The following is a 15,164-nucleotide window of genomic DNA, read 5'->3' on the forward strand; positions in this document are numbered from 1 at the left end:
TCAGCCGGGCGATCCGCTCGTGGTGAACTCGGCCCGGGCACCGGGGCGTTCACTTCGGAGATCCAGCAACAGGTCGTCGCGGTGGCCTGGGGCGTCCTGTCCGGCGGGGCGGAGGGCGGGTCCGTGCTGTGGTTCGGATCGTTCCAGGACGTCGGCGAGTTCGCGGCGTGTGGTGACGCCGAGTTTGGCGTAGGCGTGCTGGAGGTGGTTGTTGACGGTGCGCACCGACAGGTGGAGGGCGTCGGCGATGTCCTTGCTGCGGGTGCCGGTGGCGGCGAGCAGGGCGACTTCGCGTTCCCGGTCGGTGAGCCGGGCAGTGGGGGTGGCGGCGGTCAGCAGTGCGGTGCGGGCGTCTTCGCAGCGGCCGGCGATGGTGGCGGCCAGGCTGGTGGCGGCGGTGGCGCGGCGGGCCTGACCGGCGCGCTGCCATGCGGCGGCGGCTGCGACCGCGGCTTCGGCGGCCAGCAGGTCGGCGCCGGCCTGCTCGAATGCGGTGGCGACGGCGAGGAGTTGGTCAGGGGCGTCGGCGGCCAGGGCGGCGGCCAGGCGGGCGCCGGCGCCGGTGAGCGCGCCGTCGCTCTGGCGGGCGAGTTCGGCCAGCCGCCCGGCCACCTTCTTGGCGCCGCCGAGGCGGGCGATGTCGGTGAGCAGCTGGGCCTCGGGGGTGATCAGGCCGGCGGTGCGGGCGCACCGGGCGGCGTCGGTGAGGACCGTACGGGCCTGGGCGAGGTGGCCCCGGGCGGCATGCAGCCAGGCTCGTCCCAGATACTCCTCGGCCGCGAAGACGTCCGGCCACAGGTAGTTCCGGGCTTCGGCGCAGGCCAGTTCGGCTGCCTCGAGGTCGCCGAGTACCGCCGCACATGCGGCCAGGCCGCTCAGCGCCGGGCCCAGGGGCCTGATGTGGTGATGTGTGCGGGCCAGGGCGGCGGCCTCGGCGTACCAGCGGCGGGCACTGGCCGGATGCCCGGCCAGCCACTCGGTGCGGCCCAGACTGAAGGCCAGCCAGATCTGGGGTACGGGAGTTGAGGTGACCCGGGCGAGCTCGGCGTAGCCGCGCCGGCCCACCTCGCGGGCTTCGGCCAGCCGTCCGTGGCTGCTCAGAGCGTGGTTCACCGAGATCAGCTGGACTGCCGGGTGGGGATAGAGGGTGTGGTGGTCGACTGTGAGGTGGGCGGCGTAGGCGCGTTCCGCCCAGGCCACTGCGTCGCCGGTGCGGCCGACCAGTTCCAGCCCGAGTGGCTTCATCAGGGCGCCGGTGAGCCAGGCCACCGGGTCGGGAGCGTGCTGGATGTCTTCCTCCATGTCCTCCAGCAGGGCCAGCCCGCGTACCGGCTCGCCGGAGGCGATCCGCATGGACCCCTCGCAGTACTGCAGCATCCGCAGGGCGTCAGCACTCGTGGCCTGGGCACGGGCGGCGTCGTTGACCGCCAGCGCCTCGTCCGCCTCCGCGGCCCCCCAGAACAGATTGAAGGTGCGCGCCATCGTGACCGCCAGCCTGTCCTGCTCGTTCTCGGCACCCGCGACGGCCGCGGCCAGCACCGTCTCGGCCTGCTGCGGTTCGCCCAGCTCGAACAGTGCCTCGCCCAGCATCAGGCGGGTGGCGGTGGTGTGGTGCTCTTCGGGCAGAGCCTGCAGCAGCGCGCGGGCCTGCCCGTAATCGTGGGCGTACCGGGCCAGCGCCGCCGCCTCGGTCAGCGCCGGAGGATCCGCCGTGCCGGTTGCCGTAAACCGCCAGGACGCGACGTGCAGCGCGTCGGCACGACGCCTCATGCCTCGTACCTCGACCCTGTCGGCCTGCCGCAACAGCAGCGCCCGCCGACGTGTCACGGGGAGGCCGGCTCGCAGCACCTCCCCGTACAACGGGTGCGCCAGCGCCACCGATGTGCGCCGTCCGTCCTGTCCCACCCGCACCAGCCCGGCGTACTCCAGCCCGGTCACCGCCTCAGGTGACGCGACCTGCTCCGCGTCGGTCAGGGACAGCGGTCCGCACAGTGCCAGCAACTCCAGTACCGGACGGGCCTCGTCCCCGGCCGCGGCCAGCCGCGCACTGATCAGCTCCACGAGCCGGGTTGTCCCGCGAACCGGGCCCGTCGCCAACTCCCAGATCTCCCCGTCGCTGACCAGGGCACCCCGGTCCAGCGCCCCGATGACCAGCTCCCGCAGATACAGCGCATTGCCACGGCTGGCCGCATACAACTCCCGCAGCGTCCTTTGCGCCACCGGCCCGCCCAGCACCGCCTGCAACAGCTCCTCGACGTCGCCACGGTCCAGCTCCGCCAGATCCACCCGTCCCACTGCGTCGCCGCGGCACAGCGCCTCCACCGCATCCCCCATCGGCGCACCGGAGCAGATCGTCCCGAGCAGTCGCACCACACCCGCGTCCATCAACTGCCGCACAAGCACCGCCGAGACGGCATCCAGCAGGTGTACGTCATCAATGAGCAGTACCAGCGCACGCCCGTCCCGACCGGTCAACTGCCGTGCCACTGTGGCGAAGCCCGTCACCGGATCGGACAAATCCACCCCCGTCGGCACCAGATGAGCTATTGCGCCCAACGGAACCGTCCCTGCCGCCGCGGTTGCGGTCGCCCGAGCAACGCGGAACCCCTTGCCCGCCGCCCGCGCCAGGCACTCCTCGACCAGCCGCGACTTGCCCACGCCCGTCGGCCCGGACACGACGAATCCCTGGCACCGTCGATTCGCCAGCCCTTGGGTGAACAGCCCCAACTGTTCGCCCCGGCCAACGAACACATCCGCAAAACCATGCACTGTCACAGCACCCCTCAAGGTCCGCGACGCTCTACTGCGGCATGGGGTGGCGCATCAGGTGTGAGCGGCCCGGGCAATGCGTTCATGGGGTGTCTCTCTCGGTGAGTCCGACGATGAGGGCTTCGGTGGCGGGGCGCAGCAGCGCGGCGCCGTCCGGCGTCAATTCCAGGCCCAGAACAAGGGCGATGGCGATGTCAGCGGCCTGCGCCGGGGTCACGGTCGTGGTGCCGGCCGCGGCGAAGGCTTCGGTGAGCAGGTCGTGCAGGTCCTTGGTGAACTGCTGAACGGTCGGCCCGCAGAGCCGGTCGGTGGTGTTGATCAGCTCCGAGGCGTGCGGGGAGTCCTCGACGACTTTCTGGAAGAGGTCGAGCTTGGCGCCGAGGATCCCGCGGACCCGTTCATGGGCCGTGCCCTCGGCGACCGCGGCCTGTTTGGCCTGGGCCAACGCCTGCCCGTGCAGGCGCTCGGTGAGCCGCAGGAAGGCGTCGTCCTTGTTGCGTACGTACTGGTAGACGGCGGCGCGGGACATGCCCGCCGCCCGGGCGATGTCTTCCATGGTGGTGCGGCGCACGCCGTGCTTGGTGAAGGTCGCGTACGCCGCGTCGAGCACCTGATCGAGTCGGGAGTTCATGGCTCCATTGTGCTGAGCATCAGATCGGCGAGAGGACTGGACGAAGCCGGGTTCTGACAGGTGAACAGGTTCCGGTCGGCCTCGGTGTGAGGCACTCACGACGTTCCCGCTGCCGACTTGTCATGCTGACACTCTATGCATGAAACGTCAGATTGTGCAACGGGGTCGCCCGCCTTGTGCGCGGCGTGCCGGAAACCCTCTGCGGCAGCAAACTGACACTCAAGAGCACGTGGCACTCGAAGCTGATGCGGGTGCCGCGCCGGAACCGGAAATGAGCAGTTTTTACTCATCCCGTCGCGCTCCTGAGCCACCAGGGTTGTCTCGACTGCAGCAAGTGGGCTGCACGGCAGCGACAAGCGGCAGGTAACCGGCTCCTCTTCCAAGGATTTTCGCAAATGGATGTAACGGTCAATGGATCTGCGCGTCAGGTCGGGAGTGAACCAGACGCCACCGCGGTCCAGCTCTTGCGCGAGACGTTGGGCCTCACGGGGACGAAACTGGTCTGCGGGGCGGGTGTGTGCGGGGCGTGCACGGTCCACATCGACGGTGTCCCGAAGGTCGCCTGTCTGACCCCGGCGGCAGTCCTGGAGGGCAAGGCCGTCACCACCGTGGAGGGCCTGCAGGGCAAGCACCCGGTGCAACGGGCCTTCGCGGCCCATGACGCGCTGCAGTGCGGCTACTGCACGCCCGGGTTCGTCATGGAAGCCTCGAGTTTCGTGGACCGGTGGCGGGCCGAGCACTCAGACACCGCCCCGTCGCGGGCCGAGATCGCCGCTGCTCTGGCGGGACACCTGTGTCGCTGCGGTGCGTACGAGGGGATTTACGCGGCTGTCGCTGCGGCGTGCACGGGCGCACACGACACGGATGACGCTCCGCCACCCCGCGTGGAAGCGATGCAGAAGATCACCGGCCGGGCCCTCTACACGACGGACGTCCAACCGGACGGCCTCCTCGACGGGGTCATCATCCGTTCCCGGCACGCGCATGCCCGCGTCACGTCCGTGACCGGTGGCGACAAGTTGGTCGACCTGCTGCCGGGGGACCGTACGGTCCGATACGTCGGCCAGCCGATAGCCGCCGTCGCGGCCGAGACTCCGGCGGCAGCCGAGGCTGCCGCCGAGCGGGTCCACGTGAACTACGAGGTTCTGCCGGCTGCCGTCGATCTGGGCCGGGCCGAGCTCCCGGACAGTCCGGTGGTCTATTCCACCAAGGATGAGCGGAAGCAGGCCCCCGCCTCTGCCGAGGGGCTTGTGATGCCCGCCAAGTGGAATGGGAACGTACGAGGCCCTGTTCGGATGAACTGGCGTGGCCCTCTCGCTCTGAAGCGGATCGAGCAGGCCCGCGCGCACGGCGAGGACCGGCGTCTGGTCGAGGCCACGTTCACGGCCGAACCGCAGGTGCACACACCGCTGGAGCCGCACGCGTGCCTGGCGTCGTGGGACAGCGACGGCGACCTTCATCTCTGGGTATCCACCCAGGCTGTGGCCGAGGTTGCCGAGCGTGCCGCCGAGCGATTCGGTCTGCGGCCCGAGCAGGTGCATGCCTCCGCGGTGCACGTCGGCGGCGGATTCGGTTCGAAACTCAACTTGACCAGCGACATCGTCGCCGCGGCGGAACTGGCCAGGCTGCACGCGGCCCCGGTGCGGGTCGTCCTGAGCCGGGCCGAGGAACTCACCGACGGCGGCCACCGCCCCGGTACCCGGGCCCACATCGCCATGCTCACCGACGAAGACGGAAATCTGGCCGCGCTGACCCTCGATGTGCACGGAGACGGTGGCGTGTCCGTCGGGTCGGGCGTCGCCTCGCTGGCACGGTTCATCTACGGGAACGCTCCGCGGCGGCTACGGGACTTCGACATCGTCACCAACCGGCCTCCCGCCACCCCGTTCCGCGGACCCGGCGGACCGCCCCTTGCATGGGTGCTGGAGCAAGCGGTCGACGAAACGGCCCACCGCCGGGGCGAAGACCCCATCGCGCTGCGCCGCCGCTGGGACGGCAACTCCAAGCGGCGAGCCCTGTACGACGTGGCAGCGGCTCTGCCGCTGTGGACCGGGCGGCCCGCCGTCGGCTCCCAGACCGGCCGCTTCCGGCGCGGTGTGGGAGTCGCCGCCGCCAACTGGATGTACTTCCTCGACCCGGGTACGCAGGTCGAGCTCACCGTCGAAGAGGGCATCGTGGTAGCCCGCACGGCCACCCAGGACATGGGCCAGGGCGCCCGGTCCGTCATCGCCGACGTGATCGCGGCCGAACTGGGCCTGCCTCCGGATCGGGTGCGCGTCGACATCGGCCGTACAGGAACCGTCCACGGACCCACCTCGGGCGGCAGCCGGACCACCCCCTCGATCGCGCCCGCCGCCCTCGACGCCGCCGCTCGCCTGCGCTCCGCGCTGGCCGCCAAGGCTCCGGCGCAGGGCACCGGCGGCGCCGTGGAACAGCTTCTCGCCGACGCCGAAGGCCTTCGGGTTGTCGGCAAACGCCGACGGGACCGCCGTGGCTACGCCACTCCCGTACGGGTCGGCGGCGTGATCATCGGCAGGGGCTTCACCGGCGCCGTTCATGTCACAGAGGTCGAGGTCGACACCCGCCTCGGCCAGACACGCGTCACGCGCGTCTGGGGCGGGATCGCCGCCGGCCGCCTCTACTCGCCGGCTCTGGCCCTCAGCCAGTGCCATGGCGGTGTCGTCCAGGGCATCGGATACGCCCTGTACGAGGAGCGCATCACCGACCCGGCAACCGGTGTGGTGCTGAGCGACAACCTGGAGGACTACCGCATCCCCGGGATCGGCGACATTCCCGAGATCGACATCCACTTCCACGAGGAGGGTTTCGATCACGTCGACGGCGGCGGCGTCGGCCTGGGAGAGGTCTGCACGATGCCGGTGGCCGCGTCCGTCGGCAACGCCGTCCACGCCGCCACCGGCTGGCGCCCCCATCACCTGCCGATCCGGCCGGACCGCCTTCTGGAAGGACTGCGCCCGTGAACCAGCCCCTCACTCTCGACGAGGCCGCGGCCGTCGTTCTCGACAACGGCGCGGAACTGCGGGCCGGCGGCACCGACACCACCGCCCGCCGACGCGGCGGAGTCACTCGCAGCGCCTCCGTCCAGATTCCACTGCTTCCCGCCTTGCACGGCACCACCCGCCAAGCCGACGGGACCACGCGGATAGGAGCGTTGACCGGTGTGGCCGAGATCTCCACCGCGCCCGGACTGCAGGCGGACTACCCGGCCCTGACCAAGACGGCGGGTGCCCTGGCGACGCCGCAGATCCGTACCGCCGGCACGCTGGGCGGCAACCTTCTCCAGCACAACCGCTGCTGGTACTACCGCAATACCCACTTCAGTTGCTACCGCGACGGAGGCGAGGACTGTCCCGCACGCGCCGGGATCCACCTGCACGCCGCGGTGATCGACCAAGGGCCCTGTATCGCTCCAAACCCTTCATCGATCGCGATCGCCCTGCTCAGCCATGACGCCCGGATCGACGTACATGAACTCGGGACCTTGAGCGTCGCCGACCTGTACGGCGACGGATCCGACCCCACCCGCGACCATCTGCTCGCCCCGCAGCAGATCCTCACCGCCGTCACCCTGCCGGCTCCGCTCCCCGGCGAACGGGCCGCCTACAGCCGGGCCATCAGCCGCGCCAAGGCGGAATGGCCGCTGGTCGAAGCGGTGGCCCGGGTGACCGTCTCCGACGACATCGTCACCGCGGTCGCGGTCGCTGCCGGCGGCATCGCCCACACGCCCCTGCGGCTGCCGGAGGTCGAGGAGGCCCTGCTCGGGCGTGAGCCGACACCCGAGAACCTGTTCACCGCCGCGACCGCGGCCACTGAACGATGCTCGCCCCTTCCGCAGACCCGCTACAAGGTGGAGCTGCTCCGCGACACCGTGCTCGACGTACTGGAAAAGGCGATCGGGGCCGAGACCCCGATCGGAGCCGAAAGCACCTGACAACCAATCAGAACCGACCCGGAGAACCGGAGTTCGTCGATGCGCGACATTGCCCAGCAATTGCACGCCTGGCGAGCCGCAGGCCGCGGCTTCGCCGTGGCCACCGTCGTGGCGGTCTCGGGCAGCGCGCCTCGCCCGCCCGGTGCCGCGCTGGCAGTGAGCACGGACGGCCAGACCGTGGGCAGTGTCTCCGGAGGATGCGTGGAGGCGGCCGTGTACGAGCTGTGTCTCGAAGCGCTCCGCACCGGACAGCCGGTGCTGCAGCGCTTCGGATACAGCGAAGAGGACGCCTTCGCGGCCGCCTTGACCTGCGGCGGGATCATCGACATTTTCGTCCAGCCGGTGCCGCCGGCCCCGGAGCCGGCCTTCGACGCCGCACTGGACTCCATCACCGGGGACGAGCCCGTAGCTCTGCTGCGGGTCATCCAGGGCCCGACCCTCCTGCTGGGGGCCGCACTCGGGGTTCAGCCCGGCCGTCACGTCGGGAGCCTCCCCGACGGCCTCGACCGGGCCGAGCAGCGCAGCGCTCTCGAACACGCCGCCGTGGCGCAGGCCCGCGCCTTCCTCGGAGCAGGAAAGACAGCGACATTCGAGCTCGCCCCGGACGGCCGCGCCTGCGACCCGCACACGCAACAGACCGTCACCTTTTTCGTCGAGTCCCACGTGCCCGCACCCCGGATGCTGATCTTCGGCGCCATCGACTTCGCCGGCGCCGTCGCACGCCTGGGAGGTTTCCTGGGCTACCGGGTGACGATCTGCGACGCCCGGGAGGTCTTCGCCACCGAGGCGCGCTTCCCGCACGCCGACGAGGTCGTGGTCAGCTGGCCGCATCTCTACCTCGACCGCGAGGCCGCCGCGGGCACGCTGGACGGCCGCACCGTGGTTTGCGTTCTCACCCACGACCCCAAGTTCGACATCCCGCTGCTGGAGCGGGCCCTGCGGATGCCGCTCGGTTACATCGGAGCCATGGGTTCCCGACGCACCCACCACGACCGCCTCGACCGGCTTCGCGAGGCCGGCCTCACCGAATCCGAGATCGGCAGACTTCACTCGCCCATCGGCCTGGACCTCGGTGCCCGCACGCCTGAGGAAACCGCCGTCGCCATCGCGGCGGAGATCGTCGCGCGCAACCGCGGCGGAGGCTGCCTGCCGCTCACCGGCGGTGTCGGCCCCATCCACCGAGTACGGCATGTCCCCACAGCCGCCGAAGCCGTCCATGCCGACGCCGCCGGGAATGGTCCGGAGGCGGTGTACACAGCGGCCCGCTGATGCCAGAACCCGGGCGAACGCGGCAGTGTTGACCTCCGCCCACTGCCGGAACGTACGCGGCTCCCTGCCCGTCACCTCGCGTACCGTCGGCAGCACCCGCGACTCGTCGAGCGTGCCGTCGGAGTAGAAGCTGAAGAAGGCGTCGACCTTTGTCCCGAGTGTGGAGAAAGTTGTGCTGGAACACTGCGCAAGTTCTTCCCACTCGGGGAAAGCGCTGCTACGTTCCCCTCGAAAGCCCGACGGAGACGGCCTGGAATGGCGGGGAGGGGCACGTGAGACGCATGACCGCTCGACCCGCGAACGCGCACCAGGCGCGACTGCTCAGGCTGTTGCGCGACGGTGGGCCCAACTCCCGTGCCCAGCTGGGCGATCAGGTGGACCTGTCCCGTTCCAAGCTCGCCGTGGAGGTCGACCGGCTCCTTGAGACCGGGCTCGTGGTCGCGGACGGCCTTGCCGCCTCGCGCGGCGGGCGGCGCTCCCACAACATCCGCCTCGCCCCCGCGCTGCGCTTCCTCGGCGTCGACATCGGCGCCACCTCGATCGATGTGGCCGTCACCAACGCCGAGCTGGAAGTTCTCGGCCACCTCAACCACCCCATGGACGTACGCGAGGGCCCGGTCGCCGTCTTCGAGCAGGTGCTGTCGATGGCGGCCAAGCTCAGGGCCTCCGGACTTGCCGAAGGCTTCGACGGCGCCGGCATCGGCGTCCCCGGCCCGGTCCGCTACCCCGAAGGCGTGCCGGTCGCGCCGCCGATCATGCCCGGCTGGGACGGCTTCCCGGTGCGTGAGGCGCTCAGCCAGGACCTGGGCTGCCCGGTCATGGTCGACAACGATGTGAACCTGATGGCGATGGGGGAGCAGCACGCGGGCGTCGCACGCTCCGTCGGCGACTTCCTCTGCATCAAGATCGGTACGGGCATCGGCTGCGGTATCGTCGTCGGTGGTGAGGTCTACCGCGGAACGACGGGCAGCGCCGGCGACATCGGCCATATCCAGGTCGAACCGGACGGCCGCGCCTGCGCCTGCGGCAACAAGGGCTGCCTGGAAGCCCACTTCAGCGGTGCCGCGCTGGCCCGCGATGCCGCGGACGCGGCCCGCACCGGCCGGTCGGAGGAGCTCGCCGCCCGGCTCGAGAGCGCGGGACGACTCACCGCCGCCGACGTGGCGGCCGCCGCTGCCGCCGGGGACGCCACCTCGCTCGACCTCATCCGCGAGGGCGGCAACCGCGTCGGACAGGTCATCGCCGGACTGGTCAGCTTCTTCAACCCGGGTCTTGTGGTGATCGGCGGCGGGGTGACCGGCCTCGGTCACACGCTGCTGGCGAGCGTACGCACCCAGGTCTACCGCCAGTCGCTGCCGCTGGCGACCGGCAATCTCCCCATCGTGCTGGGCGAGTTGGGGCCGACCGCCGGAGTGATCGGCGCGGCCAGGCTCATCAGCGACCACCTGTTCTCGCCGGCCTGACACACCGGGCCGGACGATCGCACCACGCCAGGCGCGCCGCAAGGCGTGAGCACCACCCGCAACAGCACAGCACAGCGCCCTGCCCGCTCACCGGCCGCACCCGCCGAGGGGATTCGTCATGGCACCAGAACCACCCTTGCTCACGATGTCCGGCATCACCAAGTCCTTCCCGGGCGTCCGCGCCCTCGACGGTGTGGACCTGGAGGTCCAGGCCGGCGAGGTCCACTGCCTCCTCGGCCAGAACGGCGCCGGCAAATCCACCCTGATCAAGGTGCTCGCCGGAGCCCATCAGCCCGACACCGGAGAGATCACCTGGCGCGGCGACGCGGTAGCCCTCAAATCTCCCATCGCCGCCATGAGCCTCGGCATCGCCACCATCTACCAGGAACTCGACCTGGTCGAAGGACTGTCCGTCGCCGAGAACGTCTTCCTCGGGCACGAGCCGACCTCGGCCGGTTTCGTCGTACGCGGCAAAGAAGCCCGTTCGACAACTGCCGTGATTCTCAAGCGACTTGGGCACCCGGAGATCGACCCGTCCCGCCACGTCGGCGACCTCTCCGCCGCCCAGCAGCAGATCGTCTCCATGGCCCGAGCGCTCTCCCACGAGGTACGCCTCATCGTGATGGACGAGCCCTCCGCCGCCCTCGACCCCGACGAGGTCGACAACCTCTTCCGTATCGTCGGCAATCTGACCGCCGAGGGCGTCGCCGTCGTCTACATCTCCCACCGGCTCGAAGAGATCCGCCGCATCGGCGACCGGGTCACCGTACTCAAGGACGGCCGGGCGGTCGCCGTCGGCCTGCCCGCACGCGACACTCCCACCCGCGACATCGTTGCCATGATGACCGGACGGAATGTCGAGTACGTCTTCCCCGAGCGGCCCGACCCGGCCCGCGCGGCGGACCAGCAACCGGTGCTGCGGGTCGAAGGGCTCGCCAGAGAAGGGGAGTTCGCGCCCGTCGACCTGGAACTGCGCCCCGGCGAGATCGTCGGGCTCGCCGGACTCGTCGGCTCCGGACGCTCCGAGATCCTGGAGACGATCTACGGCGCCCGCAAGCCCAGCGCCGGACGCGTCCTCGTCGACGGCAGCCCGCTGCGCCCCGGCAGCGTCCGCTCGGCCGTCCGCGCCGGAGTCGGACTCGCCCCCGAGGAGCGCAAGGCGCAGGGGCTGCTGATGCTGGAGTCCGTCACCCGCAATGTCTCCGTCTCCTCCCTCTCCCGCTTCTCCCGCGGCGGCTGGCTCGACCGCAGCCAGGAGCGCACCGCCGCACAGCGGGCGACCAGGGAACTCTCGCTGCGCCCCGACAATCCCGACGCCCGCATCCGCACCCTCTCCGGCGGCAACCAGCAAAAGGCCGTGCTCGCCCGCTGGCTGCTGCGCGGCTGCCGGGTGCTGCTCCTCGACGAGCCCACCCGCGGCGTCGACGTCGGTGCCCGCGCCGAGCTGTACGCCGTGATCCGCCGGCTGGCCGACGAAGGCCTCGCCGTACTTCTCGTATCCAGCGAAGTGCCCGAAGTCCTGGGCCTCGCCGACCGGGTGCTGGTGCTCCGCGAGGGCAGCGTCGTGCACACGGCCGACGCCCGGGAGCTCGACGAGCACCGCGTACTCGACCTTGTGATGGAAGGGAGCCCGACGGCATGACGCAGCCAGCCTCTCCGGCGCGGCAGGACGCGCCGATACCCACCGCCAAGTCCGCACCGGCAGGCGGAGGTTGGCGTCGTCCGCTCGGACTGCGCGCCGATGTCCGCAATCTCTCGCTGCTCGGCGTTCTCGCCGTACTGATCGCGGTCGGCGGCATCACCAAGCCCGATGAATTCCTCGCCATCAGCAATCTTCAGCTCGTCCTCACCCAAGCCTCCATCATCGGCGTCGTCACCGTCGGCATGACCTTCGTGATCACCAGCGGCGGCATCGACCTGTCGGTCGGCGCGATCGTGGCGCTGGCCTCGGTATGGGCGACGACGGTGGCCACACAGGAGTACGGCTTCGCGGGCATCCTCTTCACCGCGGTGATCGTCGGACTGGGCTGCGGTCTGGTGAACGGACTGCTCATCGCGTACGGCGGGATGGTGCCGTTCATCGCGACCCTGGCCATGCTGGCATCCGCCCGCGGACTCGCCCTGCAGATCACGGACGGCAAGACCCAGATGGTCACCGTGAACTCCGTACTGGACCTGGGCATCAAGGACGCGTACATCCTCGGCATCCCGCCGCTGGTCCTGGTCTTCGCGGCGGTCACGGTCATCGGCTGGCTGCTGCTGAACCGTACGACCTTCGGGCGGCGGACCGTAGCGGTCGGCGGCAACGCGGAAGCCGCCCGCCTCGCCGGCATCGACGTACGCCGCCAGCGGCTCTATCTGTATCTGCTCTCCGGACTGTGCTGCGGAATCGCCGCCTTCATGCTGATCGTGCTGGCCGGCTCGGGACAGAACACCAACGGCAATCTCTACGAACTCGACGCCATCGCCGCGGCGATCATCGGCGGCACCCTGCTCAGCGGCGGCCGGGGCACCATCGTCGGCTCGGTCCTCGGCGTCCTCGTCTTCACCACCATCACCAACATCTTCGCTCTCAACAACCTGGAGAGCGCCGTCCAGCAGATCGCCAAGGGCGCGATCATCGTCGCCGCCGTCCTGGTCCAGCGCCGAACATTGCGCGGCGGCGAGGCCTGACCCCCGCCCCACCCCCACTCCACCCCTCCACTTCTCCATCTGTCGAACCGCCCAGCTGAAGGGTTGATCCGTCATGCCAGAAATCCCGGCCACGAGCCGCAGAGGCCTGCTCTTCGGCACCGCCGCCGTCTCGGCCGGCGCGCTGCTGACCGCCTGCACCAGCAACGAGCCCAAGAAGTCGGAGGCGGCCACCAACAATGCCCCGGCCGCCGACGACAAGCCCGGCAAGGCCGTCACCATCGGCTTCGCCGGACCCCAGGCCGACCACGGCTGGCTCAACGCCATCAACGAGAACGCCAAGTCACGTGCCAAGAAGTACTCCGAGGTGACCTTGGAGATCACCGAGGGCTCGAACGACACCGCCGCCCAGATCGGCCAGGTCCAGACGCTGATCAACAAGAAGGTCGACGTACTCGTCATTCTGCCCGCCGACGGAAAGGCGCTGACCCAGGTCGGCCTGCAGGCCATGAAGGCGGGCATCCCCGTCATCAACCTGGACCGGATCTTCGCCTCCCCGCAGGCCTACCGCTGCTGGATCGGCGGCGACAACTACGGCATGGGCCTCAACGCCGGCAACTACATCGGCGAGCAGCTCAAGGACAAGCCGAACGCCAAGGTCATCGAACTGGCCGGGATGGACAATCTGGAGCTCACCAAGCAGCGCACCCAGGGCTTCGACGACGCCCTGAAGAACTACCCCAACATCAAGAAAGCGGCCCGCCAGGCTGCCGACTTCACCGTCGAGTCCGGCCAGGCGAAGATGGCTCAACTCCTCCAGGCGCAGAGTCAGTTCGACGCACTGTGGAACCACGACGACGACCAGGGCGTGGGCGCGCTGCGCGCCATCGCACAGGCCGGCCGCAAGGACTTCCTGATGGTCGGCGGTGCCGGAGCCAAGTCCGCGATGGACGCCATCAAGGCCGACAACAGTGTCCTGAAGGCCACCGTCCTCTACCCGCCGACCATGGCTGCCTCCGCAATCGATCTCGCCCGCGTGCTCGGGCAGGGCAAGGGCGTCAGCGGGATGTCGGAGCTGGAGATCCCCGCCTCGATCACCCTCTACTCGGCCGTCGTGACCAAGGAGAACGTCGACGAGTACCTGCCCACCGGCTTCAGCTGACCGGCGCGCCCGCCCCCACCGAGCAGACCGAAGAGGAGGAACCCGTATGGAACAGAGGGATAGTGAGGCCGCTGTGCCGACACTAGGCGTCGGCATGGTCGGATACGCGTTCATGGGAGCCGCCCACTCACAGGGGTGGCGCACCGTCGGACGCGTCTTCGACCTGCCGCTGCGGCCGGTCCTCGCCGCGATCGGCGGCCGTGACGAGGCAGCCGTGCGGGCCGCGGCCGACAGACACGGCTGGGCTGCGGCGGAGACCGACTGGCGCGACCTCGTGACCCGCGACGATGTGCAGCTCGTCGACATCTGCACACCGGGTGACAGCCATGCGGAGATCGCGATCACGGCGCTGGAGGCGGGCAAGCACGTCCTGTGCGAGAAGCCGCTGGCCAACTCCGTCGCCGAGGCCGAGGCGATGGTCACGGCGGCAGAACGCGCCAGGGAACGCGGTCAGCTGGCGATGGTGGGCTTCAACTACCGGCGGGTGCCCGCGATCGCTTACGCACGCCGGCTGATCGCCGATGGCAGGCTCGGCACCCTGCGGCATGTGCGCTTCACCTATCTCCAGGACTGGCTGGTCGACCCGCAGTTCCCGCTCACCTGGCGGCTCAAGCGCGAGCACGCGGGCTCGGGCGCGCTGGGCGATCTGGGCGCGCACATCGTGGACCTGGCGCAGTATCTGGCGGGGGAGCCGCTGGTCGGGGTCTCGGCGCTCTCGGAGACCTTTGTACGGGAGCGTCCGCTGCTCGCCGGCGCTTCGGCCGGTCTCTCCGCCTCGGGCGGCGCCGAGCGGGGGCCGGTCACCGTCGACGACGCGGCGGTGTTCACCGGGCGGCTCGCGTCGGGTGCGCTCGCCTCCTTCGAGGCCACTCGGATGGCGTCCGGCCGCAAGAACGCGCTGCGACTCGAAATCAACGGCGAGCTGGGGTCGTTGGCCTTCGACCTGGAGCGGCTCAACGAGCTGTCCTTCCACGACCACACCGAGCCCGCCGCCTCATCCGGCTTCCGGCGGATCCTCATCACCGAGTCGGAGCATCCGTATCTGGAGGCGTGGTGGCCGCCCGGCCACGCACTCGGCTACGAGCACACCTTCGCCCACCAGGCGCGCGATCTGGTCGTGGCGATCGCCACGGGTACCGACCCCGCGCCGTCGTTCGCGGACGGGCTGCAGGTGCAGCGGGTGCTCGCCGCGGTGGAGGAAAGCGCGGAGAAGAGCGCCGTCTACACACCCGTACCGACATCCGTACCAGCATCCGCAGAGACATCCGTACAGGCACAGGTCTAGGA

10 protein-coding genes are annotated in these 15,164 nt (G+C 70.2%); 8 read left to right on the plus strand and 2 right to left on the minus strand.

All coding sequences use genetic code 11. The annotated features are described in order from the left end of the window. Together ACZ3H8_RS03310 and ACZ3H8_RS03315 are read right to left on the minus strand one after the other, a co-directional pair. Window positions 1-2,775: a LuxR C-terminal-related transcriptional regulator gene (locus ACZ3H8_RS03310; protein ID WP_467396761.1), complete on the minus strand. Its 2,775-nt coding sequence runs from the start codon at window positions 2,773-2,775 to the stop codon at window positions 1-3. Window positions 2,776-2,851: 76 nt separating this feature from the next. Then, a complete protein-coding gene (locus ACZ3H8_RS03315; protein ID WP_467396763.1) occupies window positions 2,852-3,400 on the minus strand; it encodes a TetR/AcrR family transcriptional regulator in 549 nt (182 codons plus the stop codon). 395 nt (window positions 3,401-3,795) lie between these two features. On the opposite strand from ACZ3H8_RS03315, the gene ACZ3H8_RS03320 reads away from it, so the two are divergent. The 8 genes from ACZ3H8_RS03320 (at window position 3,796) to ACZ3H8_RS03355 (ending at window position 15,162) form a co-directional block, all read left to right on the plus strand. After that, window positions 3,796-6,381 carry a molybdopterin-dependent oxidoreductase gene (locus tag ACZ3H8_RS03320; RefSeq protein ID WP_467396765.1) on the plus strand — a complete coding sequence of 862 codons (2,586 nt, stop codon included), beginning with the start codon at window positions 3,796-3,798 and terminating at the stop codon, window positions 6,379-6,381. Next, window positions 6,378-7,352 carry an FAD binding domain-containing protein gene (locus tag ACZ3H8_RS03325; RefSeq protein WP_467396767.1) on the plus strand — a complete coding sequence of 325 codons (975 nt, stop codon included), beginning with the start codon at window positions 6,378-6,380 and terminating at the stop codon, window positions 7,350-7,352. The genes ACZ3H8_RS03320 and ACZ3H8_RS03325 overlap by 4 nt, the downstream gene beginning before the upstream one ends. Window positions 7,353-7,391: 39 nt before the next feature. Then, window positions 7,392-8,621 (plus strand): XdhC family protein, encoded by a 1,230-nt coding sequence (locus ACZ3H8_RS03330; protein WP_467396769.1) that lies wholly within the window; start codon window positions 7,392-7,394, stop codon window positions 8,619-8,621. Between the two features lie 281 nt (window positions 8,622-8,902). Further along, on the plus strand, window positions 8,903-10,084 hold the full coding sequence (locus ACZ3H8_RS03335; RefSeq protein ID WP_467396771.1) for an ROK family transcriptional regulator: 1,182 nt from the start codon (window positions 8,903-8,905) through the stop codon (window positions 10,082-10,084). A gap of 118 nt (window positions 10,085-10,202) precedes the next feature. Further along, a complete protein-coding gene (locus ACZ3H8_RS03340) occupies window positions 10,203-11,726 on the plus strand; it encodes a sugar ABC transporter ATP-binding protein (RefSeq protein ID WP_467396773.1) in 1,524 nt (507 codons plus the stop codon). Continuing rightward, the gene (locus ACZ3H8_RS03345) at window positions 11,723-12,757 is read left to right on the plus strand and encodes an ABC transporter permease (RefSeq protein ID WP_467396775.1); all 1,035 of its coding nucleotides are present in this window, start codon (window positions 11,723-11,725) and stop codon (window positions 12,755-12,757) included. The genes ACZ3H8_RS03340 and ACZ3H8_RS03345 overlap by 4 nt, the downstream gene beginning before the upstream one ends. Window positions 12,758-12,830: 73 nt before the next feature. After that, window positions 12,831-13,877 carry a substrate-binding domain-containing protein gene (locus ACZ3H8_RS03350; protein ID WP_467396777.1) on the plus strand — a complete coding sequence of 349 codons (1,047 nt, stop codon included), beginning with the start codon at window positions 12,831-12,833 and terminating at the stop codon, window positions 13,875-13,877. Between the two features lie 46 nt (window positions 13,878-13,923). After that, complete coding sequence (locus ACZ3H8_RS03355; RefSeq protein WP_467396779.1) at window positions 13,924-15,162, plus strand: Gfo/Idh/MocA family protein; 1,239 nt, start codon at window positions 13,924-13,926, stop codon at window positions 15,160-15,162. Window positions 15,163-15,164: the final 2 nt, after the last annotated feature.

This window comes from Streptomyces sp. NPDC002868 (genome assembly GCF_055563295.1).